This is a genomic window from Streptomyces sp. NPDC001700 (assembly GCF_053596435.1).
The window spans coordinates 210427-233907 of the sequence record NZ_JBSFGE010000001.1 but is presented as its reverse complement, the minus strand read 5'-3'; the positions used below and the strand labels follow the sequence as shown (position 1 = coordinate 233907).

General features: G+C 72.1%; 21 protein-coding genes. 16 read left to right on the top strand and 5 right to left on the bottom strand.

The features are described from left to right. Positions 1-37: 37 nt before the first annotated feature. The 6 genes from ACWC5C_RS01125 (at position 38) to rph (ending at position 7548) form a co-directional block, all read left to right on the top strand. Positions 38-646 (top strand): hypothetical protein, encoded by a 609-nt coding sequence (locus ACWC5C_RS01125; protein ID WP_385438390.1) that lies wholly within the window; start codon positions 38-40, stop codon positions 644-646. 463 nt (positions 647-1109) lie between these two features. Next, positions 1110-2417 carry an MFS transporter gene (locus ACWC5C_RS01120; protein WP_450873220.1) on the top strand — a complete coding sequence of 436 codons (1308 nt, stop codon included), beginning with the start codon at positions 1110-1112 and terminating at the stop codon, positions 2415-2417. Between the two features lie 125 nt (positions 2418-2542). Next, positions 2543-3202, top strand: coding sequence for a PepSY domain-containing protein (locus ACWC5C_RS01115; RefSeq protein WP_450872529.1), 660 nt, complete (start codon positions 2543-2545; stop codon positions 3200-3202). A gap of 95 nt (positions 3203-3297) precedes the next feature. Next, positions 3298-3606 (top strand): DUF7677 family protein, encoded by a 309-nt coding sequence (locus ACWC5C_RS01110; RefSeq protein WP_450872527.1) that lies wholly within the window; start codon positions 3298-3300, stop codon positions 3604-3606. A gap of 84 nt (positions 3607-3690) precedes the next feature. Next, entirely contained in the window at positions 3691-4779 is a 1089-nt protein-coding gene (locus tag ACWC5C_RS01105; protein WP_450872525.1) for a DUF4037 domain-containing protein, read from the top strand. A 153-nt stretch (positions 4780-4932) separates the two neighbouring features. Continuing rightward, positions 4933-7548: a rifamycin-inactivating phosphotransferase gene (rph, locus tag ACWC5C_RS01100; RefSeq protein WP_450872523.1), complete on the top strand. Its 2616-nt coding sequence runs from the start codon at positions 4933-4935 to the stop codon at positions 7546-7548. 55 nt (positions 7549-7603) lie between these two features. On the opposite strand, the gene ACWC5C_RS01095 is transcribed toward rph, so the two are convergent. Beyond that, on the bottom strand, positions 7604-7852 hold the full coding sequence (locus ACWC5C_RS01095; protein ID WP_385438400.1) for a hypothetical protein: 249 nt from the start codon (positions 7850-7852) through the stop codon (positions 7604-7606). Between the two features lie 93 nt (positions 7853-7945). Here ACWC5C_RS01095 and map point away from each other — a divergent pair, with 93 nt between their 5' ends. Then, a complete protein-coding gene (gene map, locus ACWC5C_RS01090; protein ID WP_450872521.1) occupies positions 7946-8803 on the top strand; it encodes a type I methionyl aminopeptidase in 858 nt (285 codons plus the stop codon). Positions 8804-8898: 95 nt separating this feature from the next. Next, entirely contained in the window at positions 8899-9558 is a 660-nt protein-coding gene (locus tag ACWC5C_RS01085; protein ID WP_450872519.1) for a biliverdin-producing heme oxygenase, read from the top strand. 350 nt (positions 9559-9908) lie between these two features. Here the strand turns inward: ACWC5C_RS01085 and ACWC5C_RS01080 are convergent, their stop codons facing one another. Beyond that, positions 9909-11456 carry an HtaA domain-containing protein gene (locus ACWC5C_RS01080; protein ID WP_450872517.1) on the bottom strand — a complete coding sequence of 516 codons (1548 nt, stop codon included), beginning with the start codon at positions 11454-11456 and terminating at the stop codon, positions 9909-9911. Positions 11457-11521: 65 nt separating this feature from the next. After that, positions 11522-12952: an HtaA domain-containing protein gene (locus tag ACWC5C_RS01075; RefSeq protein ID WP_450872515.1), complete on the bottom strand. Its 1431-nt coding sequence runs from the start codon at positions 12950-12952 to the stop codon at positions 11522-11524. 163 nt (positions 12953-13115) lie between these two features. On the opposite strand from ACWC5C_RS01075, the gene ACWC5C_RS01070 reads away from it, so the two are divergent. The 7 genes from ACWC5C_RS01070 (at position 13116) to ACWC5C_RS01040 (ending at position 20382) form a co-directional block, all read left to right on the top strand. Continuing rightward, a complete protein-coding gene (locus tag ACWC5C_RS01070; RefSeq protein ID WP_450872513.1) occupies positions 13116-14090 on the top strand; it encodes a heme/hemin ABC transporter substrate-binding protein in 975 nt (324 codons plus the stop codon). After that, positions 14087-15115, top strand: coding sequence for a FecCD family ABC transporter permease (locus ACWC5C_RS01065; protein ID WP_450872511.1), 1029 nt, complete (start codon positions 14087-14089; stop codon positions 15113-15115). Before ACWC5C_RS01070 ends, ACWC5C_RS01065 begins: the two co-directional genes overlap by 4 nt. Beyond that, the gene (locus ACWC5C_RS01060; RefSeq protein WP_450872509.1) at positions 15112-15981 is read left to right on the top strand and encodes a heme ABC transporter ATP-binding protein; all 870 of its coding nucleotides are present in this window, start codon (positions 15112-15114) and stop codon (positions 15979-15981) included. Before ACWC5C_RS01065 ends, ACWC5C_RS01060 begins: the two co-directional genes overlap by 4 nt. Positions 15982-16131: 150 nt before the next feature. Beyond that, complete coding sequence (gene efeO, locus ACWC5C_RS01055) at positions 16132-17265, top strand: iron uptake system protein EfeO (RefSeq protein ID WP_450872507.1); 1134 nt, start codon at positions 16132-16134, stop codon at positions 17263-17265. A gap of 10 nt (positions 17266-17275) precedes the next feature. Further along, positions 17276-18520, top strand: a complete 1245-nt coding sequence (efeB, locus tag ACWC5C_RS01050; RefSeq protein WP_450872505.1) for an iron uptake transporter deferrochelatase/peroxidase subunit — start codon at positions 17276-17278, stop codon at positions 18518-18520. A 31-nt stretch (positions 18521-18551) separates the two neighbouring features. Then, positions 18552-19523, top strand: a complete 972-nt coding sequence (gene efeU, locus ACWC5C_RS01045) for an iron uptake transporter permease EfeU (protein WP_450872503.1) — start codon at positions 18552-18554, stop codon at positions 19521-19523. Then, entirely contained in the window at positions 19474-20382 is a 909-nt protein-coding gene (locus ACWC5C_RS01040) for a hypothetical protein (RefSeq protein WP_450872501.1), read from the top strand. The genes efeU and ACWC5C_RS01040 overlap by 50 nt, the downstream gene beginning before the upstream one ends. A gap of 119 nt (positions 20383-20501) precedes the next feature. On the opposite strand, the gene ACWC5C_RS01035 is transcribed toward ACWC5C_RS01040, so the two are convergent. Next, entirely contained in the window at positions 20502-21242 is a 741-nt protein-coding gene (locus tag ACWC5C_RS01035) for a bifunctional DNA primase/polymerase (RefSeq protein ID WP_450872499.1), read from the bottom strand. A 169-nt stretch (positions 21243-21411) separates the two neighbouring features. Between ACWC5C_RS01035 and ACWC5C_RS01030 the strand changes: the two genes are divergently transcribed. Then, on the top strand, positions 21412-22293 hold the full coding sequence (locus tag ACWC5C_RS01030) for a glycerophosphodiester phosphodiesterase (RefSeq protein WP_450872497.1): 882 nt from the start codon (positions 21412-21414) through the stop codon (positions 22291-22293). Here ACWC5C_RS01030 and ACWC5C_RS01025 read toward each other — a convergent pair. Beyond that, positions 22280-22873: a TetR/AcrR family transcriptional regulator gene (locus tag ACWC5C_RS01025; protein WP_450872496.1), complete on the bottom strand. Its 594-nt coding sequence runs from the start codon at positions 22871-22873 to the stop codon at positions 22280-22282. The genes ACWC5C_RS01030 and ACWC5C_RS01025 overlap by 14 nt on opposite strands. Positions 22874-23481: the final 608 nt, after the last annotated feature.

Genomic DNA, 23481 nt, shown 5'->3' with positions numbered 1-23481 from the left:
CGCCAACCGCCCCTCGGGCACGGCAGGATCCGGACACATGGACGCCGTACGGGTCGCGCTGCTGCGCGAAGTGCTCGCCGGAACCGAGTGGTTGCAGTCCACCCGCCGCTTCGCGGGCTCCCTGCGGGGCTCGGTGGGCTCGCGCGAGGGTGGACTGCTGCTCGTGGGCAGCGAGGAGTACGAGCCCTGGCACCTGGCCGCGCACCTCGACGACGAGGCCGCGTGGTCCGGCCTGCCCGAGCTGTCCCCCACCCTGGTCCGCCACCGCGTGCCCGTGGGTCGCGCGGTGCCCGCGCATCTCGCGGTCGGGCTGGGCCGCCTGGAGGCCGCCGGGCGCGGCGAGACGCTGCTCGTGGTCACCCCGGGCGATCCGGGCGCCGGGCTGCTGGAGCGCGTCAACGACGCCCGCCGGGGCGGCGCCACCGTCCTCGCCCTCGACGGCGGCGACCCCGAACTCCACGCCCTGGCCCACGACGCGCTGTCCGCCCCCGAGGGCGCCGACCTGGACCTCGACACGGTCCAGCACCTGGTGAGCGCGGCCGCCGGAGAGAACACCCTGCCGCCGCGCCCCGGGCGCCGCCGCTTCCGCGACCGCCTGGCGCGGCTGGCCGACCAGCTGACGTCCCCGCCCCCGCCGGGCTGGTAGGGGCCTGTTCGTTCCCGCCCCCGCCCCTTCCCGCAACAAGGGGCTCCGCCCCTGGACCCCGACGCGCGGGGGCGGCCCCGGAGGACGCCCTGCGGCGAGCCCAGACGGCAGCCGCCGCTCCCAACCACCCCTGCCGCAGGCCAGACGACCCCACGTCGCGCCCCCGGCGCCACCGGAGCCCAGACGCGCGGCACGCGGGCACCGCCACGGTGGCGGCGAGCCGCGTGGCCGCGCGAGCGCGGGGGCAGGGGCGAGTGCGGGGGCGGAACGGACAGCACGGGCGGAACGGGGCGGGCCCGGACCTCCGGCATGGCGTCACCGTCGCGCAGACCGAATCGGGGCCGGACCGAGGGCCGAACCGAGGGCCGAACCGAGGGCCGAATCGGGGGTCGAATCAGGCCGACCGGGGCGTAATTGGGTTGCCGTGCGCGTCGGCGCGGTCGGAGCATGGGCGCTCGTGACCTTGACCGGCGAAGACGACCAAGCCCCGCCAGAACCCCCACGCAAGCGGACCCGCGCGCTGCTGCCGGACCTCGCCCCCTGGCGCTCCTCCCGCGACTTCCGTCTCATGTGGACGGCGGGCCTGGTGACCGCCTTCGGCAGCTTCCTCACCATGGTGGCGCTGCCGCTGCAGATCAAGGAGCTGACCGGTTCCACGGTGGCGGTGGGGGCGATCGGCGCGGTCGAGCTGGTGCCGCTGATCGTCTTCGGTCTCTACGGCGGGGCGCTCGCCGACGCCGTCGACCGCCGGAAACTGATCCTCGCCACCGAGGCCGGGCTCGGGCTGCTCGCTGTCCTGCTGCTGGTCAACAGCCTGTTGCCGGAGCCCATGCTGTGGCCGCTGTACGTCGTCGCCGCGCTGGCCAGCGCGCTGGTGGGTCTGCAGCGCCCGGCCATCGACGCGGTCGTGGTCCGTATCGTCCCGCACGACCAGCTCACCGCGGCGGCCGCGCTCAACTCGCTGCGCTGGCAGTTATCGGCCATCGCGGGCCCCTCGCTCGCCGGTGTGGTCGTCGCGTACGCGGGCGTGCCGCTCGCGTACGGCCTCGACCTGCTGACCTTCGTCGCCTCCCTGCTCCTCACTCTGGGTCTCACCCCGGCCCCGCCCGCCCATGACGCCGATCCGCCGTCGCTGCGGGCGATCGCGGAGGGGGCGCGGTACGCCTGGCGGCGCAAGGAGCTGCTGGGGACGTACGCGGTCGACATGGCCGCGATGTTCTTCGCCTTCCCGAACGCGATCTTCCCCTTCCTCGCCGACGACCTGGGCGTCCCCTGGGCGCTCGGCCTGATGTACGCGGCGGGCTCGGTCGGCTCGGTGGCGGTCAGCGCGACCAGCGGCTGGACGTCCCGCGTCCACCGGCACGGCCGGATGGTGGTCCTGGGCGCGGCGGTCTGGGGGCTGGCGATGGCCGCCGCCGGGTGGCTGTCGAACATCTGGCTGGTGCTGCTGTGCCTGACGGTGGCGGGCGGCGGCGACATGGTGAGCGGACTGTTCCGCTCCACGATCTGGAACCAGACGATCCCCGACAAGCTCCGGGGCCGTCTGGCGGGCATCGAACTGCTCTCGTACGCCACCGGCCCCCAACTGGGCCAGGTCCGCGCCGGAACCACGGCCGCCTTCGTGGACGTACGGGCCGCGGTGTGGTCGGGCGGTCTGGCCTGCGTGGCCTCGGTGGCCCTGCTGGCGGCGGCCCTCCCCCGCCTGATGGCGTACGACGCGCGCACGGACGAACACGCGCAGGCCGCCCGCGCGGCCGCGCCCAGATCCTGAAGAGGGCTTCAGGACTTCAGCCTGCCTTCAGGTTCGATTCGGCAACGTAGTGGGTGTTCGGAAGGGCGCGAGAGAGCCCCGCCGACGGAACGCACCACACGCAACGAACCGGAGGAACCGTCACCATGAAGGCCACCGCCAAGCGCACCCTCACCCCCCGCGCCATCGTCCTCGGCACGGCCGCCGCCATCGCCCTCATCGGCGGCACGGGCGCGGCGACCGCCTTCGCCGACGACGACGGCGGCCCGGCCCCCAAGTCCTCCGTCCAGCTCACCCAGAACGAACGCCACCTGGACGACACCGCCCAGGACCGCACCCAGGTCAAGGCCGACAAGCTCAGCTACGACCAGGCCACCACCGCGGCCCTGAAGGCCGTCCCCGGCACCGCCACCTCCGCCGAACTCGACACCGACGACCGCAACGGCTCCCTCACCTGGGAGGTCGACATCTTCGGCAAGGACCACAAGAACCACGACATCACCATCGACGCGGGCAACGGCACCGTCCTGAACCAGCACACCGACCGCGACGACGACGCCGCCGAGGACGCCCGCGAAACCCAGGCCCTCATCAAGGCCGACACCACCGGCTACCACAAGGCCACCACCACAGCCCTCAAGGCCGTCCCCGGCACCATCACCTCCTACGGCCTCGACGACACCGACCGCGCCAACTCCGCCGTCTACGAGCTGGACATCCTCGGCAAGGACCACAAGAGCCACGAGGTCACCGTCGACGCCACCAACGGCAAGGTCCTGAACCAGCACATCGACCAGGACGACTGACCCCACTCCGGAGGGACGTGGACCGCCGCCAGGCTCACCACCCGGGCGGTCTGCTGCCGGTGCCTGCAGGTGCCCAGAACAGGCATCATGGGCCGGTGGCACACCTACCCGTCGACGTGCGTGCATCGCTCCGATTCTTCGCCTTCTACCTGGCCAACGGCACCCTCGACGTCGACCTGCTGGACGACGTCGACTACCGCCCGGCCCTCTTCCAGTTCGGCTCGCCGCTGGAGCAGGTCTTCGCGATCTACGGCAATGTGCTGCGAGTAGACGAGAGCGGACAGGTGCTGAACGACGGCGAGGCGCAGTACCGCGCCGCCCAGTGGATACGGGCCTACTGCGACCCGGGCTACCAGGTCGAGCCGCCGTTCCAGGCATGGGAGACGGAACTCCACGGCCCCTGACAGGCCGGGAAAGGCCGGGAAAGGCCGGGAAAGCCGGGGAAAAGCCTTCGACCGGCCAGGGGCCGATGCGGCACCCTCCCCAGCATGACCACGCCGTCCTTCATCCCCGGGCTGGAGCTGTCCCGCCGCTTCTACCGCGAGGCCGTGCGGCCGCTGCTGGACGAGGCCGCGCCCGGGGTCGCGTACTCCGCCGCCCGGCTCGGCAGCGGCTCGGAAGTCCTCGGCTTCGACACCGCCCGCTCCGCCGACCACGAGTGGGGGCCGCGCCTGCAGATCTTCCTGCACGCGCGGGACGTCGCGCGCCACAGCGCGAGGATCACGGCACTGCTGGCCGACCGTCTACCGAAGACCTTCCTCGGCTACCCGACGCACTTCGCCCCCACCGGGGAAGCGGGCATCGGGGTCATGCGGACAACCGACGGCGCGGTCCATCACCGGGTCGACGTCATGGACCCGGGCGGCTGGTTCACCGCGCGGCTGGGCTTCGACCCACGCGGGGACATCACCGTGGCGGACTGGCTGGCCACCCCCACGCAGCGCCTCGCCGAGGTCACCGCCGGGGACGTCTTCCACGACGGGCTCGGCCAGCTCGCACCGGCCCGCGCCCGCCTCGGCTGGTACCCCCACGACCTCTGGCTCCATCTGCTCGCCTGCCAGTGGCAGCGCGTCTCCCAGGAGGAAGCCTTCGTCGGGCGCTGCGGCGAAGTGGGCGACGAACTCGGCTCCGCGGTCGTCGCCTCCCGCCTGGTGCGCGACCTGATGCGGCTCTGCCTGCTCATGGAGCGCCGCTATCCGCCGTACGGCAAGTGGCTCGGCAGCGCCTTCGCCCGCACCGCCCAGGCGCCCGCCCTCACCCCGGTCCTCACCGCGGCCCTCGCCGCCACCGACTGGCACGACCGCGAGCACCACATGGCCCGCGCCTACGAGGCCATCGCGACCGCGCACAATCAGCTCGGGCTCACCGACCCCGTCGACCCCACCACCCGGCCGTACCACTCCCGACCCTTTCAGGTCCTGCACGCCGAACGGTTCACCCAGGCGCTGACCACTCGCATCGCCGACCCGGCCATCCGCTCCCTGCCGACGGTCGGCGCCGTCGATCAGTTCGTCGACAACACCGATGTCCTGAGCCATCCGGAACGGGCACGCGCCGCGACCCACGCGACGGTCTGACGGTCTGACGGGGTCTGAGGCAAAAGCAAAGGCGAGGAGACCTCTCCTCGCCACAATCAAGATATAGCGCACCAGGGGGCTTGCGGCAAGGCCCCGGGCAAGGCGCAGAATCGTCGGCCGAAGCCACAACCTGCGGAAATAGGGGGACACTGCGTGCAGTACGTGTGGGATCTTCACGAGGTCGACGAGACGCGGGTCGCCGTCGTCGGCGGCAAGGGCGCGCACCTGGGCGGGCTGTCGCGGATCGACGGCATCCACGTGCCGACCGGCTTCTGCGTGACGACGGACGCCTTCCGGCGGATCGTGGCGGAAGCGCCGTCGATCGGCGATCGGCTCGATCAGTTGTCGCGCGTGAACCCGGACGACCGGGAGGCGATCCGCACGCTCAGCGCGCAAATCCGCCGGACGATCGAAGAGATCGCCATCCCGGGCGACCTCGCGGCGGCGATCACCGGCGCGCTCGCCCGGCTCGGCGAGCAGGCCGCCTACGCGGTCCGGTCCAGCGCGACGGCGGAGGATCTGCCGACGGCCTCCTTCGCCGGTCAGCAGGACACGTACCTGAACGTCGTGGGGCCGACGGCGGTCCTCCAGCACGTCAGCCGGTGCTGGGCCTCGCTGTTCACCGAGCGGGCCGTGACGTACCGCCAGCGGAACGGCATCGATCACCGTACGGTCCACATGGCCGTGGTCGTGCAGCGGATGGTCTTCCCGCACGCGTCCGGCATCCTGTTCACGGCCGACCCCGTCACGGGCAACCGGAAGGTCGCCACCGTGGACGCCGGTTTCGGCCTCGGTGAGGCCCTGGTCTCCGGCCTGGTGAACCCGGACGTGTTCACGGTGCGGGACGGTGAAGTCGTCGCCAAGGCGATCGCCGCCAAAGAGCGTGCCGTTCACGCCCTGCCGACCGGCGGCACGCGGACAGTGGCGGTCGACGCGCGGCGGCAGGAGCAGCCGACGCTGACGGACGCACAGGTCGTACGGCTCGTACAGCTCGGGCGGCGGATCGAAGCGCACTTCGGCCGCCCGCAGGACATCGAATGGTGCCTGGTCGATGACGGCTTCCAGATCGTTCAGAGCCGACCGATCACGACGCTGTTCCCCATCCCCGAGAGCGGCATCCCCGAGACCGGCGACCAGGAGAATCACGTCTACGTCTCCGTCGGTCATCAGCAGATGATGACCGACGCCATGAAGCCCCTGGGGCTCTCCATGTGGCAGCTGACGGCCATGGTGCCGATGCACGAGGCCGCCGGGAGGCTGTTCGTCGACGTCACCCCGCGGCTGGCCGCGCCCGCGAGCCGGGCCGCTCTCCTGGACCTCATGGGACGAGGCGATCCGCTGGTCAGGGACGCGCTGGAGACCGTCCTCGACCGCGACGATTTCGTCCCGTCGCTCCCGGACGCCCCTCCCGGCGGGCCGCCGACTCGTGCCGGGGTCGCGCCCGTCGAGGCCGATCCGGCCATCGTCACCGAGCTGATCGAGCGCAGCGAGGCGTCCGTCGCCGCCCTGGAGCGCGACATCCGGACGAAGACCGGACCGGAGCTGTTCGACTTCCTGCTGGATGCCTTCGAGGAGCACAAGCGCGTCCTCGGTGATCCGCTGAACTTCCAGGCGATCATGGCGGGGATGGAGGCCACGTGGTGGCTCAACGACCAGCTTCAGGAGTGGCTGAGCGAGAAGAACGCGGCTGACACGCTCACGCTGTCCGCCCCCGACAACGTCACGTCGGAGATGGGACTGGCGCTGCTCGACGTCGCGGATGTGATCCGCCCGCATCCGGAGGTGGTGGCGTTCCTCGAAGCCATCCAGGGCATCGAGGACGAGCGCTTCCTGGACGAGCTGGCGAAGCTCGCGGGCGGGACGGAAGCGCGCGACGCCATCGAGACCTACCTCGACCGGTACGGCATGCGCTGCGTCGGCGAGATCGACATCACGAGGCCACGGTGGCGCGAGCGCCCCACCACGCTCGTGCCCGTGATCCTCGACAACGTCAGGAACTTCGAGCCGGGCGCCGCCGAGCGACGCTTCGAGCAGGGGCGGCAGAAGGCCCAGCAGAAGGAACAGGACGTACTGTCACGCTTGCGGGACTTGCCGGACGGGGACCGGAAAGCCGACGCGGCCAAGCGGATGATCGACCAGGTCAGGGCCTTCATCGGGTACCGGGAGTACCCGAAGTACGGCATCGTCAGCCGCTACTTCGTCTACAAGCGGGCCCTGCTGGCGGAGGCCGAACGCCTCGTGCGGGCCGATGTGCTTCCTGAGCGGGAGGACGCCTTCTACCTCACGTTCCAGGAACTCCACGACGTCGTGCGCTCGCAGCGGGTGGACGACCAGCTCATCCAGCAGCGCAAGGACGCGTTCCGGTCGTACCAGGCGCTCACCCCGCCCCGGGTGCTCACCTCGGACGGCGAGGCCGTCACGGGGGCGTACCGGCGCGACGACGTGCCGTCCGGTGCCCTGGTCGGCCTCCCGGTTTCCGCCGGGACCGTCGAGGGGAGGGCCCGCGTCATCCTCGACATGGCGGACGCCGATCTCGAGGCGGGCGACATCCTGGTCACGACCTACACGGACCCCAGCTGGTCGCCCCTGTTCGTCGGCATCACGGGCCTGGTGACGGAGGTGGGCGGCCAGATGACGCATGGCGCGGTGATCGCCCGGGAGTACGGCTTGCCCGCCGTCGTGGGCGTGGATCAGGCCACCCGGCGGATCCGGGACGGGCAGCGGATCCGCGTGCACGGAACCGACGGCTACGTCGAGATCCTGCCGTGACCCGTGACCCGTAACCCGTGAACCCGGCCCCTGTGACCCCGGCCCCTGTGACCGCCTAGGCGGTGCCGTCCCGCGAGGCACCGCCGCCCGGTCCCGGGGCGTCGTCCTGCCAGCGGGGGTCGTTCTGCCACTCGGCGTTCCGCTCCTGCGCCGTCTCCAGGGCGCGGGCGGCCTCCTCCGGGGTCCCGTACGGGCCCAGGCGGTCCGCCGCCCGGCACTCCGGGCCCTCTTCGACCTTGTGATGCTTGACGCAGTAGTACCACTCGCCCGGCTTTCCGGCGGGACCCTTCCTGAACAGCGCCATCCCGGCCTCCGTCTCGATACGTCACGCCGCACCTCACGCCGCGGTCTTCCTCGCGGCCATGGTGCCCGATCCGGCGCCGATACACTCGCTGATATGTCTGGCCAGTCACTCCTTGTTCCGGGGAAGCTCTCCCCCACCCGCCCCGTCCCCGCCTCGATCCCGCGGCCCGAGTACGTCGGGAAGGAGGGTCCCGCGCCGTACGAGGGGCCCGAGGTGCAGGACACCGAAACGATCGAGCGGATGCGGATCGCGGGGCGGATCGCCGCGCGGGCGATGGAGGAGGCCGCGAAGCTCATCGCGCCGGGGGTCACGACGGATGAGCTGGACCGGGTCGCGCACGAGTACATGTGCGACCACGGCGCGTATCCGTCCACCCTCGGCTACCGCGGCTTCCCGAAGTCGCTGTGCTCCTCGGTCAACGAGGTCATCTGCCACGGGATCCCGGACACCACCGTCCTCCAGGACGGCGACATCGTGAACCTCGACGTCACCGCCTTCATCCACGGCGTGCACGGCGACAACAACGCCACCTACCTGTGCGGCGACGTGGACGAGGAGTCGCGGCTGCTGGTGGAGCGGACGCGGGAGTCCCTCACCCGCGCCATCAAGGCCGTCAAGCCGGGCCGGAAGATCAACATCATCGGCCGGGTCATCGAGTCGTACGCCAAGCGCTTCGGCTACGGCGTCGTCCGCGACTTCACCGGCCACGGCGTCAATACGTCGTTCCACTCCGGCCTGATCGTGCCGCACTACGACAGCCCGCACCACACGACCGAGATCAAGCCGGGCATGACGTTCACGATCGAGCCGATGCTGACGCTCGGGACGTACGAGTACGACATGTGGGAGGACGGCTGGACGGTCGTCACCAAGGACCGCAAGCGGACGGCTCAGTTCGAGCACACACTGGTGGTGACGGACACCGGAGCGGAGATCCTGACGCTCCCCTGAGTCATCCCCTGAGTAAGGCCTGCCCCAGAGGTTTTGCCGACAGGCCGTCGGGAAAGGGTGAAGTTAGGTCACCCTAACCTACCCCGGAGGCCGTCTTGGACGCCACGCCCACGCCCTTCTCCGCGCTCCTCCGCGCCGCCTCGCACGAGCAGCACACCCAGGTCGCCGGGTCGGCCTTCATGGGCGACCTGCTCGGCGGGCGGCTCGGCGTGGATGCCTACCGGCAGTACACCGAGCAGCTCTGGTTCGTCTACCGGGCCCTGGAGACGGTCCCCGAGCGCCTCGCGGAGGACCCGGTCGCGGGTCCGTTCGTACGGCTCGACCTGGCCCGCACCGCGGAGCTGGAGCGCGACCTGGCCCACCTCGGCGGCCCCGAGTGGCGCTCCGGCCTGCGGCCGCTGCCCGCCACGGCGGAGTACGCGGAGCGAATAACGGAGTGCGCCCGGGACTGGCCCGCCGGGCTGGTCGCCCACCACTACACCCGCTACCTCGGCGACCTCTCCGGCGGCCAGATCGTCCGCGGGATGGCCGAGAAGACGTGGGGCTTCGACCGCAAGGGCGACGGAGTGCGGTTCTACGTCTTCGAGTCGATCCCCAACCCTGCCTCTTTCAAGCGCGACTACCGCGCCCTGCTGGACGCCCTGCCGCTGGACGATCTGGAGAAGCAGCGCGTAGTAGACGAGTGCAAGCACGCCTACGGCCTCAACACCGCGATCCTCAGCGACCTGGGCCGCCGCTTCCCCCTCAGCGCCTGAGCATGTCGAGCAGCGCGTCTGGGCCGGGTTCCTCCCGGCCCAGACGGTGCGAGCTTATTCAGCTTCCTCAGGCTCCGGTGACGCCCCATCCCACACGGTGCCGGTATCCCCACCAGCAGGGTCGCACATCCTCGGAGCTTTGTGGCGAACAAGCGCCGGAGCAGCCTACGGCCGAACCCCTTATGGTCAGGGGCCATTGTCGGTATCCGCATCGTCGGTGGTGATGTCTCGCAATCGGCCCGCGCAAAAGCTGTTGGGCCATACACGAGCCTAACCGCCGGGCTGTCTCAGGCTGGGCGGGGGCCCGCGCCCGCCGGTGGGAGGGGATCGGTGGGCGCGGGGCCGGGGTGTTACTTGGAGGCGCGGCGGCGGGTGGTGGCTAGGACTGTTGCTGTGCCCAGGGTGGCCAGGGCGGCGGCTGCTCCCAGGAGTTTGGGGGCGGGGGTGTTCGTGCCGGTGGTGGCCAGGGAGGCTGTGCCGCCGGTTGTGGTGCCGCCTGTTGTGGTGCCTCCGCCGGTTGTGCTGCCGCCGGTGGAGGGGGCGTTGGTGGATGAGTTGTCGGTGGGGGTGTTGGTGGGGAGGGCGGCGTCCTCGTCCAGGGAGATCGCGGCGGTTACCGGGTCCAGGGCGTCGCCCGCCGCGTAGAAGCCGCCGAAGGCCTTGGCGCCGTCGGTGGTCAGGGTGGCCGGGACCTTGGTGAGGGTGAGGACGCCGTCCTTGGGGGCGAGGGAGCCCGGGGTGAGGTCGGCGACCCGGACGTCATCGCTGTTGGTGACCTTGCCCGTCTCCCGGTCCTTGGCCGATACGTCGGCCACCAGCGCGCCCTTGGCGCCGTCGACCTCAAGGCTCAGGTCGCTGAACTTCAGGTCCAGGGAGCCTTCGTGGCCGGTGAAGCGGACCGCGCCGTCGAACCCGGCGTCCAGGGAGGGCCCTTCGGCGTCGTACGCGCCTTGGGCGCCTGGGAAGCGGTAGCCGGCGGCGCCCTGGTCGGTCGCGCCGTCGGAGAGGGTGATCTCGCCCTTGGCGATCGGGCCGGTGACGTAGTCGCGGAAGGACTTCTTCACGCCCCAGTCGAGGGTGCCGTCCACGATCCCGGGTGCGGCGGTGGGGGTGCCGGAGGCCGGGGTGGAGGGGGTGCGGCTGGGGGTCGGGGGCGGGGTGGGCGACGGGGGCTGCGTCGTCGCGGTCGGGGTGTCCGTGGGAGTGGGGGTCGGCGTCGGGGTCGGGGTCGGCTGGGACGGGCTGGCCGGGGTCACGGCCAGCGTCGCGGGGTCGAGCGCCATGCCCTCCTCGTACATGTCGTTGAAGGCCTTGGCGCCGTCGGCGGTCAGCTTCGTCGGGATGTCCGCGAAGGTCATCCGGCCGCCCTCGCCGCTCCCCGGTGTCACCTTGGACAGGTCGAGGGTGGCGAGGGCGACGTCGTCGCTGGTCTTGCCGGGCACGGTGACATCGGCGGTGATCTCGCCCGAGGTGCCCTCCGTGCTCACCTTGAGGTCGCCGAGGGTGAGGTCGAGGGCGCCGCCGTGGCCGGTGAAGCGGACGCTGCCCTTGAAGGTGGTGGCGACGGCGTGGGTCGAGGTGTCGTACGTCCCCGTGCCGTCGGTGAAGGTGAACGGGCCGTTGTCTGGGGCCTGTTGGGCACCGTCCGCGACCTCGATCGTGCCGTGGGCTATCGGGCCCGTCACATACTTACGGAACCCCTCCTTCGCGCCCCACTCCAGGGTGCCGTCCTTCAGCTCCAGCCCCGGGGCCTGGGCCGCTGCCGGGGCGGCGTGCGCGGGCAGCGCCGCCACGGTGGCCCCGAGGGCCGCACTGGCGGCGACGGCCGTGGCGAGCGCGAGCAGGGCGCGCGGAGTGCGCGGAGTGCGTCTGCGGGGTGCGGACGGGGTGACGGTCATGGTCCGGGTGCCTCCTTGGCTATGGCGCCGCCCGGCACGTAATGGGGGGCGGCGTTGAATGGGGTTCAGCGGCGTGCGGCGTCAGCCGTACGGCGGCGGCGCAGCAGGACGAAGGCGGCCACGGCGAGCGCGCCGCCCACCACGCCGCCCATCAGCGGCAGCGAGGAAGAGCCTCCACCACCGCTACGTCGCGCGGCCGTCTCAGCGGACGGCTTCGGCGCGGCGGCGGCAGCGGTGGTCGGGGCGCTGCCCAGGTCAGGCAGCGGCGGAAGCGACGCCTTGGCGTCGACGGGGACGGCGAGCGACACCGGGTCCATGGCCGTGCCCGCCCGGTAGAGCCCGCCGAACGCCTCGGCGCCGCGCGCGGTGAGCTTCGCAGGAGCGTCGTTCACGGCGATCAGGCCGTTCTCGGGGCGCAGCAGCCGAGTGGCGACGGCGAAGGTGGCCAGTGGGACGTCCCGCCGAGCCCTACCCCGCTCGGTCACATCGGCCGCCAGCGTCCCGCGCCCGTCCGCGATCCGTACGGTCACTCCGCTGAGCGCGAGGTCGAGCCCCTTGCCCCGGAAGCGGAGTTGGCCGTCGAAGGCGGCGCGGAGGGTGCCCCGGCGCTCGTCGTACGTGCCCTTCCCGCGCGGGAAGCGGAAGAGCGCGCCACCGTCCTGGGCGCCCTGCGACAGCCGCCACTCCCCCTTGGCGACCGGCCCGGTGACGTACTCGCGGAAGGTGCGGCGCACGCCCCAGTCGACGGCCGCTGTCGTGAACGTTCCCCGGGGGCGGGCCGTTTCAGCAGCGCCAGGACTGACACTCGCACTCGCGCTCGCACTCGCGCTCGCGCTCGGGCTGGCGCTGGGCGCCCCGGCGGCCGCGTCCGCCGACAGGCTGACCGGGTCCAGCTCCGCCCCCGCCGCGTAGTACCCCGCGAACGCCTTCGCGCCCTCGGAAGTGAGCTTCGCCGGGAGCCGGTTGAGCGCCACCGTGGGCCCGCCGCCCCGCATGGTGATCCCGCCGAGGTCGAGCGTGGCCAGCGGCACCTGACGGGCGCTGGTGGTCTTGCCGGAGTCCTTCGCCTTGCTGGTCATGTCGGCGTACAGAGTCCCGCTGCCGCTTCCGGCGCCGATCCGGACGGTGGGGCGGCTGATGGTGAGGTCCAGTTGGTACGAACCGTCCGGCTTACGGTGGCCGAGGAAGCGCACCCCGCCCGAGAACCCCGCCTCGAAGGCGCCGTCGGCCGGGTCGTACGAGCCGGTGGCGGAATGAAAGCGGAACTGGCTGTCGCCGACGGTCGCGCTGCCGTCGCGCAGGCTCCAGCTCCCGTGGGCGATGGGCCCGGTGACATAGCTCTGGAACGAGGACTTGATGCCCCAGTCCAGGCGCCCGCCCGCGACCTCACGGTCCGCCGCGTGCGCGGTGGAACCGCTCAGCGGGGCGAGGCCGAGGGTGAGCAGGACGGATACGCATAACACGGCGGACGCATGGACCGGTCTCCACGACGGCATCAGAAGCCCCTCCGACATCTGGTGAAGCGAGGTAAGGCTAACCTAAGGTATTCGCCGTCGGGTCGGAACAGCGCTAGCGCGGAAGGGCTGGAAAGTGGATCAACCGCAGTCGGCAGCCAGGGCGTTACTCCACAGACGCAGACCGCCGCGCAAACCGCCTCAGGTGCTGCTCGTCCTCATCGCCCTGCTCGCGCTCACCGGCTGCGGCGGAAGCGACAACGGCACCACCACACCGAAACGCACAGCCGCCGCCCCGGACCGCGTCGAACCCCTGCGCACCAAGCCCGCACCCCGCCTCCCCGCCACCGTCCGATCCGCCGACGGCCGCCGGGTGACGGTGCGTTCGGCCGACCGGATCGTGCCCCTCACCGGCTCGCTCTCCGAGATCGTCTTCACCCTCGGCCTCGGCCGGAACGTCGTCGCCCGCGACATCACCGCCACCTTCGACCAGGCGGCGAAGCTGCCCATGGTCACCCGCGCCCATGACGTCTCGGCCGAGAGCGTGCTCTCCCTGCGCCCCAGCGTCGTCCTCGCGGACACCTCCACGGGCCCGGACGAGGCCCTGGACCAGATACGGGACGCCGGGATTCCGCTCATCGTGCTCGACCCGCCGAAGGACCTGTCCGACATCGGCCCCCGGATCGACGCGGTGGCCGCCGCGCTCGGCGTCCGCGAAGCCGGTACGGAGCTGCGCGAGCGCACTCAGCAGCGCATCGAGGCCGTACGCGAGAAGAGCCCAACCGCGAACAAACGGCCCCGCGTCGCCTTCCTCTATCTGCGCGGCTCCGCCTCCGTCTATCTCCTCGGCGGCCGCGACTCCGGCGCGAGTTCGCTCCTCGAAGCCGCCGGAGCGGTCGACGCGGGCAAGGAGTCCGGGCTGACGAAGGATTTCACCCCGCTCACCAGCGAAGCCCTCGCGAAGGCGGCACCCGACGCGATCCTCGTCATGACCAAGGGGCTGGATTCGGTCGGCGGGGTCGACGGGCTGCTGAAGGTGCCCGGCGTCGCCGAGACCCCGGCCGGGATGGACCGCCGTATCGTCACGGTCAACGACGGCGTGCTGCTCAACTACGGCCCCCGCACCGACCAGGTGCTGGACTCCCTCGTTCAGCAGATCCACCGCGCCGGACAGCAGTGACCCGCCGCGCCACGCTCCTCACCGCCGCCCTCGCCGTCGCCCTCGCGGTCCTCGCCCTGCTCTCGGCGTCCATCGGCGCGTACGAGATCCCGCTGCGCCCGCTGCTCGACTCGCTGCTCCACCGCGCCGGTCTGGGCGGCGCCGCGCTGGACCGGGTGGGCGAGAGCGTGCTGTGGAACGTGCGGCTGCCGCGCGTCGTCCTCGCCCTGCTGGTCGGGGCGTCGCTGGGGTGCGCGGGCGCGCTGACGCAGGGGCTGTTCGGCAATCCCCTCGCCGAACCGGGCGTCATCGGCATCTCCATGGGCGCCGCCGTCGGCGCGGTCGGCTCCATCGCGCTCGGGCTGAACTTCCTCGGCACCTGGACGGTGACCGTGTGCGCGTTCTGCGCCGGACTGCTCACCGTCCTCGTCGTCTACGCGCTGTCGCGGGCGGACGGCCGTACGGAGGTGGTCACGCTCATCCTCACCGGCATCGCGGTCAACGCCTTCGCGGGCGCGCTCATCGGACTGGCCATCTTCTTCGCCGACAACGCCCAGATCACCGAGATCACCTTCTGGCAGCTCGGCTCGCTCGCCCAGGCCACCTGGCCGAAGGTGCTGGCCGTGCTGCCGTGCGCGCTCGCGGGTCTGGTCGTGGCGCCGCTGTACGGCCGCAAGCTGGACCTGCTCGCGCTGGGCGAGCGCCCGGCCCGCCACCTCGGGGTGGACGTCGAACGGTTGCGCCTCGCGCTGATCCTCGTCGTCGCGCTGCTGACGGCCGCCGCGGTCGCCGTCGCGGGCGTCATCACCTTCGTCGGCCTCCTGGTGCCGCATGTGCTGCGGATGGCGGCCGGTCCCGGGCACCGCTTCCTCGTCCCCGGCAGCGCGCTCGGCGGGGCGCTGGTGCTGGTCGCGGCCGACCTCGCGGCCCGTACGATCGCCCAGCCCGCCGAGCTGCCGCTCGGGGTGCTGACGGCGCTCGTCGGCAGCCCGTTCTTCTTCTGGCTGCTGCGCAGGACCCGCCGCCGCCAAGGGGGTTGGGCATGACCAGGGGCATGAGCGGACTCCCGCAGCGGCTGTTCGCCCGGCGCGGCAACCGTCTCGCGCCCGCCCCCGTCGCCCCGGGCGCGGCCGTCGCGGGGGCCGAGGCGCTGACGGTGCGGCTGGGCGCCCGTACGGTGCTCACCGAGACCGACCTGACCGTCCGGGCCGGGGAGGTGCTGGCGCTCGTAGGGCCCAATGGCGCGGGCAAATCCACGCTGCTCGCAGCCCTCGCGGCCGATCTGCCCGCCGCCTCCGGCACGGTCCGCGTCGACGGCCGCCCGGTCACCGCGTGGGCGCCCGCCGAACTGGCGCTGCGCCGCGCCGTGCTCCCCCAGGACCCCACCCTCGCCTTTCCCTTCACGGTCCGGGAGGTCGTGGCGATGGGCCGAGCGCCGTGGGCGGGCACCGCCGCCGAGGGCGAGGACGAGGAGGCGGTGGCGGGCGCGATGGCCCGGGTGGAGGTGGCGGAGTTCGCCGAACGGCCGTTCCTCGCGCTCTCCGGCGGCGAGCGGGCCCGGGTCGCGTTCGCCCGGATCCTCGCCCAGCGCACCCCGCTGCTGCTGCTCGACGAGCCGACCGCCGCCCTCGATCTGCGCCACCAGGAGCTGGTCCTGAACGTCTGCCGGGACCGGGCCGCCGCGGGCGACGCGGTGGTCGTGGTGCTGCACGACCTGTCGCTGGCCGCCGCCCACGCGGACCGCGCCGCGGTCCTGCACGAGGGCCGGATCGCGGCGGACGGACCGCCGGAGGAGGTGTTCGACGCCGCCCTGCTGTCCCGCGTCTACCGGCAGCCCGTGGAGGTGGTCCCGCACCCCCGCACCGGGGAACGGATCGTGTTGCCGCGCCGGGACGACAACACCCGCGCATAACGGCCCCATAACGCATACCAGCCACTTGGCTGAGAATTTGCCATGCGTAAGCAGTCCCTTGGACTTACCCAGACGATACACAGGCACGGCTCAGTTAAGTTAGGCCCGCCTTACTTCCGCCTTACTTCCTGAACCGCGTCTGGAGCCCGCATGCGAGCCGCCCGCACCTCCGTCGTCGCCGCCATATCGGCGCTGACGACCCTCACCGCCGTCGCAGGCTGCGCCGAGAAGTCCGATGCCAAGGGCTCCGACGCCGTCCAGGTCACGGCGTCGGACAGCGCGTGCAAGGTCTCGAAAACGTCGTTCCCGGCCGGGCATGTGAAGCTCGCCGTGGAGAACAAGGGCTCCAAGGTCACCGAGGTCTACGTCTACGCCCCCGGCGACCGGATCGTCACCGAGCGGGAGAACATCGGGCCGGGCACCAAGGCCGTGGTCAACGCCGAGGTGAAGACCGGTTCGTACGAGATCGCCTGCAAGCCCGGGATGAAGGGCTACGGCATCCGCCAGAAGGTGTCCGCGACCGGCAAGGGCGCGGCGGCCAAGCGGAATCCGAAGCTGGACAAGGCGGTGGCCGAGTACCGCGCGTACGCACAGGCGCAGGCCGACGAGACGCTGCCGAAGGCCCAGGCGTTCGCCGACGCGGTCACGAAGGACGATCTGGCGGCCGCCAAGAAGGCGTACGCGCCCTCCCGCGTCGGCTGGGAGCGCACCGAGCCGGTCGCCGAGTCGTTCGGTGACATCGACCCGAAGGTCGACGTCCGCGCGGACGGGCTGGAGAAGGGGCAGAAGTGGACCGGCTGGCACCGGCTGGAGAAGTCGCTGTGGCAGACGAAGAAGATCACCAAGGCCGACCATGACCTCGCCGACCAGCTGATCACGGACCTCAAGGACTGGCAGAAGCGGGTCGGCACCGCCGAGATCACCCCGACCGGCATGGCGAACGGCGCCAAGGAGCTGCTGGACGAGGTGCAGACCGGCAAGGTCACCGGCGAGGAGGAGCGCTACAGCCACACCGACCTGGTGGACTTCGAGGCCAACGTCGAGGGCGCCGAGACCTCGTACAAGCTGCTCAAGCCCGTGGCCGCGTCGAACGACCCGGCGCTGGCCAAGGAGCTGGACAAGCAGTTCGCCGCGGTGGAGAAGCTGCTGGACGCGTACCGCGAGGGCGATGGCTTCGTCTCGTACGACACCGTCTCGGAGACGAAGCGCAAGGAGCTGTCGGACGGGGTCAACGCGCTGGCCGAGCCGCTGTCCAAGCTCGCCGCCGCCGTCGTCTCGAAGTGAGGGCCGGTTCATGAGCGACGCCTCCCCCTCGCGCCGCGCCCTCCTCGGCTGGGGCGGCGCCGGGCTCGCGCTCGGCGCCGCGGCCGCGGGCGGCACAGCGGCCGCGCTGAGCGGCAACGACACCCCACCCGTGGAGGACAGCGGCGGCGCCGTGCCCTTCCACGGGCCCCACCAGGCGGGCATCGCCACCGCCGTCCAGGACCGGCTGCACTTCGCGGCGTTCGACGTCACCACCGACGACCGCGCCGAGCTGATCGATCTGCTCAAGGAGTGGACGCGGGCGGCGGCCCGGATGACGCGGGGGCACGCGGTCGGCGGCGGCGCGGTCAGCGACCTCGTCGAGGCGCCGCCGGACGACACCGGCGAGGCGCTGGGGCTCAAGCCCTCCCGGCTCACCCTCACCTTCGGCATCGGGCCCTCCCTCTTCGAGGACCGGAAGGGGAAGGACCGGTTCGGCATCGCGAAGCGCCGCCCCGAGGCGCTGATCGACCTGCCCGCCTTCCCCGGCGACGACCTCGACGCGGCGCGCGGCGGCGGCGATCTGTGCGTCCAGGCGTGCGCCGACGACCCGCAGGTGGCCGTGCACGCGATCCGCAACCTGGCCCGCATCGGCATGGGCAAGGTCGCGGTCCGCTGGTCGCAGCTGGGCTTCGGCAAGACGTCCTCGACCACCCCGGACGCGCAGACGCCGCGCAACATGATGGGTTTCAAGGACGGCACCCGGAACATTCCCGGCACCGACGCCGCCGCCCTCACGAAGCATGTGTGGGTGAGCGAGCAGGCGGGCCCGGCGTGGCTGGCCGGGGGCTCGTACCTGGTGGCACGCCGCATCCGCATGCACATCGAGACGTGGGACCGCACCTCGCTCAAGGAGCAGGAGGACGTGTTCGGGCGCGACAAGGGCGAGGGCGCGCCGTACGGCAAGCAGCACGAGCGCGATACGCCCAACCTGAAGGCGATGCTGCCCGACGCGCACGTCCGCCTCGCCCACCCCGACTCCAACGGCGGCGTCCGCATCCTGCGCCGCGGCTACTCCTTCACCGACGGTACGGACGGTCTGGGGCGGCTGGACGCGGGGCTGTTCTTCCTCGCGTACCAGCACGACGTACGCGAGGGCTTCGTACCGCTGCAGCGGCGGCTGGCGCGCGAGGACGCGCTCAACGAGTACATCCAGCACGTGGGTTCGGCGCTGTTCGCCATCCCGCCGGGCGTCCGGGACGCGGACGACTGGTGGGGCCGGGCGCTGTTCACCTGACGGACGATCGAATGAGAGCGAGGCGGACTCCGTGTTCGGCAACTACCTGATCGGGCTGCGCGAAGGGCTCGAAGCCAGCCTGATCGTGTGCATCCTGGTCGCCTATCTGGTCAAGACGGACCGCCGGGACGCGCTGCGCCCGGTGTGGCTGGGCATCGGGGCGGCGGTGGTGCTGGCCCTGTCGTTCGGCGCGGCCCTGGAGTTCGGCTCGCAGGAGCTGACGTTCGAGGCGCAGGAGGCGCTGGGCGGCTCGCTGTCGATCGTCGCGGTCGGCCTGGTGACCTGGATGGTGTTCTGGATGCGGCGCACCGCCCGCCAGCTGAAGCACGAGCTGCACGGGCGGCTGGACGCGGCGCTCGCCATGGGCACCGGCGCGCTGGTGGCCACGGCGTTCCTGGCGGTGGGCCGGGAGGGCCTGGAGACCGCGCTGTTCGTGTGGGCCGCGGTGCGGGCGAGCAACGACGGCTCGGCGGACCCGCTGATCGGGGTGGCCCTGGGGCTGCTGACCGCCGTGGTGCTGGGCTGGCTGTTCTACCGTGGCGCGGTACGGATCAACCTGGCGAAGTTCTTCACCTGGACGGGTGGCATGCTGGTCGTGGTGGCGGCGGGCGTGCTCGCGTACGGCTTCCACGACCTCCAGGAGGCGAACTGGCTTCCGGGTCTCCACTCCCAGGCGTTCGACATCAGCGCCACCATCGCGCCGGACACCTGGTACGGCACCCTGCTCAAGGGCGTTTTCAACTTCCAGCCGGACCCCACCTGGCTCCAGGTCACAGTGTGGCTGCTGTATCTGGTCCCCACGCTGACCTTCTTCTTCGCCCCGGGTAGGGTGGCGCCGTCCGACGCAGCCCCGAAGGAGCCGCAGCCCCATGACACGCAGGTCATCCCGCCGGCCGTCCGCCCTACCGACCGCAGCGGCGGTGCTGGCGCTGGGGATGACACTGACAGGTTGCATGACGGTGCACGGCGAACGGGAGAACATCCCGTCCGTGGACAAGGCTGAGGCCGCCGAGGCGCTCCGCGACTTCACCGCCACGTACAACAAGGCGTACCAGGAGCTGGACCCGTCGGTGGTGAGCCAGGTGGAGACCGGCCCGCTGGAGGCGATCAGCACGGCCGACCTCAAGGCCCAGCACGCCAACTCCCCGCAGGGCAACCCGAACTACCCGGCGCTGAAGCTGTCCGACGCGAGCTTCCACATCCCCCGGCAGATCGGGTGGCCGAAGTTCTTCGTGGCGGACACCGACAGCAACCGGGACGGCAACCGGTGGCTGGTGGTCTTCATCCGGGACGGCATCGACAAGCCGTGGAAGGCCGCGTATCTGTCGATCCTCAGCCAGGACGAGGTTCCGGAGTTCGCGACCGACAAGGACGGCTGGGCCAAGCCGGTCAAGGCCACGGGCGCGGCGCCCCGGCTCGCCGTCCGGCCGGACAAGCTGAGCGGCACGTACGTCAACTACCTGATGACGGGCGAGGGCGGCACGTTCGCGGACGGGCAGGCGACGTCGGGGCTGCGGGAGTCGCGGAGCAAGTTCAAGAAGACGCCGAAGTTCTGGACGCAGTACATCGACACCCCGGCGCCCGGGGGCGGCCCCGAGGCCCCCGTGGGCCTGCGGACGGAGGACGGCGGCGCGGTCGTCTTCTTCGCCTCGCACCACCGGCAGAAGCAGACCATGGCGAAGGGCTTCCGACCCAACCCGGATCCGCAGGTCAAGGCGCTGATGACGGGCGAGGCGAAGCGGGCGGTGACGCTGACCCGGGTGGCCGAGTCGGCCGTCCGCGTCCCCGCGAAGGACGCGGCCGACCCCAAGGTGGTCTTCCTGAACCGCCTGGAAGGCGTAACAGCCGCCAAGGGCGAATAACCGTTGTGGGCAATCGTTCCGCCGGGGGCACCTCCCAGCGGTAGCTGGGGGAGGAACGGGTGGGCACAACCCACCCACCGGCCCGCACCCGGCAACGAAACCCCAGGCGCAACCGGCGCCTACCGCCCTATCGGCCAAGCAGCAGACGCATGCTCGTCGTCGTCCTCGGCAACGAAACGCGCGCACGCATCCGTCAACGCCTCCAGCAACGTCAACGGATCCGGCAACGCCCGCTCCGGCCCGAGGAGCCACGCCACCCGCCCATCCCCCGGCAGCCGAGCCGGAGGCACCAGCACATAACTCCCCCGGCAATGCCACCGCAGCCCCGGATGCTCATCCATCGTCTCGGGATGGCAGTCCAGCTCACACGGCCACCACTCGTCCTCGTCCTCCGGCGTCCCCCGCGTCGCCGTGAAGAAGAGCATCCGCCCCTGCCGCACATCCCCACCGCTCGTCGCGACCGGCCCGACCTCCACCTCCGAGGCGCCCAGCCGCTCCAGGGCCTGCCGCCCCGCGTCGACCGGTACGTCGAGCACATCGTGGACATGACCGGTGGCGGTGATGAAGTTGGCCTGCGGGTCGGCGCGCAGCCAGTGGGCGACCTTGTCCGGGTCGGTCGACGCCTGTGTCGACCAGGCGAAGGAGACGGGGTGGCGGGCGGGGGTCGGACAGCCGATGCGGTCGCAGGAACAGCCGTAGCCGGAGGGGTACGCGGCGGGCGCGAGCGGGAATCCGGCGGCGGCCGCGGCCATGAGCAGGTCCTCGCGGGCACTCGCGGCGACCGCACCCGAGCCGCTATCCCCGCCCGTCGCGCTTCTCGACCGGCGCAGCCACTGGGTGAACCTGCTCTTGCGTTCCATCTATCGCCTCGCTTCACCGCCGCGACCGGCGGTACCGCCGGTACCCGATCAATGCTGCCACCATCCTGCGCCCGAGGTGGCCGGTGTCCGCATCCGGGGTGACGCCGGGACCCACGTCCGGGTGCCGATATCAGGACATAACAGAACGAGCACCCCTAGCGTTCCCTATATGATCACCAGGTATTTTCTGACCGGTGTGGCGGTCCTCACCCTCTCCATACCAGCGGCCCTCCTGGCGACCCCCACCGCCCGCCCGACCGTCTCCCCGGCCGCCCGCCCGCCGGAACGAGCCCTCGACACGGGCCTCGGCACGAGCCCCCCGCAGATCATCTACACGGCCCATCGCGGCGGCGCCCTCGAAGTGCCCGAGAACAGCATGGCCGGGCTGACCACCGCCCTGACCCGCAAGGACGCCCAGGTCGTCGACTTCGACATCCGCACCCTGCGCGACGGCACGCTCGTCGTGATGCACGATGCGACGCTGGACCGTACGACGTCCCAGGCCGGGCCCGTGAACGCCCTCACCGCCACCCAGTGGCGCACCGTACGCCTCCGCCCCGCCCCCGCCCTGCGCGGCGCCTGGAAGCCCGAGCGGCCGCCGACCGTGACCGAGGCGCTGGACCGGCTCGGGGGACGTACGACCCTGATGGTCGAGACGAAGGACCCGGCCGGACTGCCCGAACTGGCCCGCATGATCCGCGACCGGGGCCTGACCCGCTCGGTCTACGTGAACTCCAACCACCCGGACGTGGCCCGCGAGGCCCACCGGATGGGCCTGCTGGCCCAGCTGTGGCGGTCCGCCCGGCAGATGCGCCACGACCGCCCCGGCGACTGGCGCGGGGTCGTGGACCTGCTGGACGTCGACTACCGGGCCCGGGACGCGGACATACGGCGGGCCGTCGCGTCCGGCGTGCCCCATGTGTGGGCGCACACCGTCAACACCGCGGGTCAGCGCGACCGGATGGTGCGGCTGGGGTGCGACGGGATCATCACGGACGCGCCGAGCCTGATGATCACCACCCCGATGCGGGGGCGGCTCAGCGCGGGCTGAGGCCGCGCAAGGCCATGCCGACCACGGCATCCGCGTACGCATGGGTGAGCGGCAGCGTCCGCAGCAGCCAGCGGGCGGTGATCGGGCCGGTCACCAGCTCCACCGCGATCCGTGGATCGAGGTCCGCCGCCACCTGCCCCGCCCGCTGGGCGGCGCGCAGCCGCTCGACGTAGCGCTGGACCGACGGCTCCAGCACCCGGCGCACGAACTCCGCGGCGATCTCCGGGTTGACGATGCCCTCGGCGGCCAGCGCCCGGTAGGGCAGGTCGTACGTGGGCGACAGCAGCTCGTCCACCGTCGCGCGCAGCACGCCCCTGAGGTCGGCCGCCAGGTCCCCGGTGTCGGGAACCGCACCCCCGGCCGCCCCCGCGGCCCGCTCGCCGAGGTCGACGAACGCGTCCAGCAGGACGGCCGCCCTGGACGGCCACCAGCGGTAGATCGTCTGCTTGCCGACCCCGGCGCGGGCGGCGATGGCCTCGATGGTGAGCTTCGGATAGCCCACCTCGGCGACGAGTTCGAGCGCGGCATCGAGGATCGCGCGGTGCGAACGTTCACTGCGGCGGGTCGCGTTGGGAGCCATGCAGCTCAATGTAACGGCCCCTGAGGACAGCCCTGGCCCGCCTCAGGGGGCCACCCCTCGCCGGTCGCCGATCCTCACGCGCGCCTCCGGCTCCCCGCCGGTCGGTCGGGCGCAACCCCGCGCCAGTGGCACCCGCCGCCCGCCAGGCGGGGGCACCCGCGTGCAGAAGACGCCCCCAGCCGGTCAGATCGGGGCACCCGAGACCGGAGCAGCCCGCAGCCCGTCAGACGTGGCCACCCGCCAGACCGGGGCACCCGGGCGCCGGAGGCACCCGACGCCGGTCGGACGGGCGCACCCACACGCCAGCGCCATCCACCGCCAGTCAGACGAGGGCGCCCGCGTGCAGAAGGCACCCAGCCAGGTCAGATCGGGGTGCCCGAGGCCGGAGCTGCCCACCGCCCGTCAGACGCGACCACCCGCGCCGCGCCCACCGTCCACCAGACCGGCGCACCACGCGCCGGAGACGCCCGTCGCCGGTCAGACCGGGGCACCCACCGCCGGTCGGACGGGCGCAACCCCGCGCCAGTGGCACCCGCCGCTCGCCAGGCGGGGGCACCCGCGTGCAGAAGACGCCCCCAGCCGGTCAGATCGGGGCACCCGAGGCCGGA

Coding starts and splice junctions, on each gene's coding strand:
- ACWC5C_RS01125 (WP_385438390.1), top strand. CDS start 38: ATGGACGCCGTACGGGTCGCGCTGCTGCGCGAAGTGCTCGCCGGAACC.
- ACWC5C_RS01115 (WP_450872529.1), top strand. CDS start 2,543: ATGAAGGCCACCGCCAAGCGCACCCTCACCCCCCGCGCCATCGTCCTC.
- ACWC5C_RS01105 (WP_450872525.1), top strand. CDS start 3,691: ATGACCACGCCGTCCTTCATCCCCGGGCTGGAGCTGTCCCGCCGCTTC.
- ACWC5C_RS01095 (WP_385438400.1), bottom strand. CDS start 7,852: ATGGCGCTGTTCAGGAAGGGTCCCGCCGGAAAGCCGGGCGAGTGGTAC.
- map (WP_450872521.1), top strand. CDS start 7,946: ATGTCTGGCCAGTCACTCCTTGTTCCGGGGAAGCTCTCCCCCACCCGC.
- ACWC5C_RS01080 (WP_450872517.1), bottom strand. CDS start 11,456: ATGACCGTCACCCCGTCCGCACCCCGCAGACGCACTCCGCGCACTCCG.
- ACWC5C_RS01075 (WP_450872515.1), bottom strand. CDS start 12,952: ATGCCGTCGTGGAGACCGGTCCATGCGTCCGCCGTGTTATGCGTATCC.
- ACWC5C_RS01060 (WP_450872509.1), top strand. CDS start 15,112: ATGACCAGGGGCATGAGCGGACTCCCGCAGCGGCTGTTCGCCCGGCGC.
- efeO (WP_450872507.1), top strand. CDS start 16,132: ATGCGAGCCGCCCGCACCTCCGTCGTCGCCGCCATATCGGCGCTGACG.
- efeB (WP_450872505.1), top strand. CDS start 17,276: ATGAGCGACGCCTCCCCCTCGCGCCGCGCCCTCCTCGGCTGGGGCGGC.
- ACWC5C_RS01040 (WP_450872501.1), top strand. CDS start 19,474: ATGACGGTGCACGGCGAACGGGAGAACATCCCGTCCGTGGACAAGGCT.
- ACWC5C_RS01035 (WP_450872499.1), bottom strand. CDS start 21,242: ATGGAACGCAAGAGCAGGTTCACCCAGTGGCTGCGCCGGTCGAGAAGC.
- ACWC5C_RS01030 (WP_450872497.1), top strand. CDS start 21,412: ATGATCACCAGGTATTTTCTGACCGGTGTGGCGGTCCTCACCCTCTCC.
- ACWC5C_RS01025 (WP_450872496.1), bottom strand. CDS start 22,873: ATGGCTCCCAACGCGACCCGCCGCAGTGAACGTTCGCACCGCGCGATC.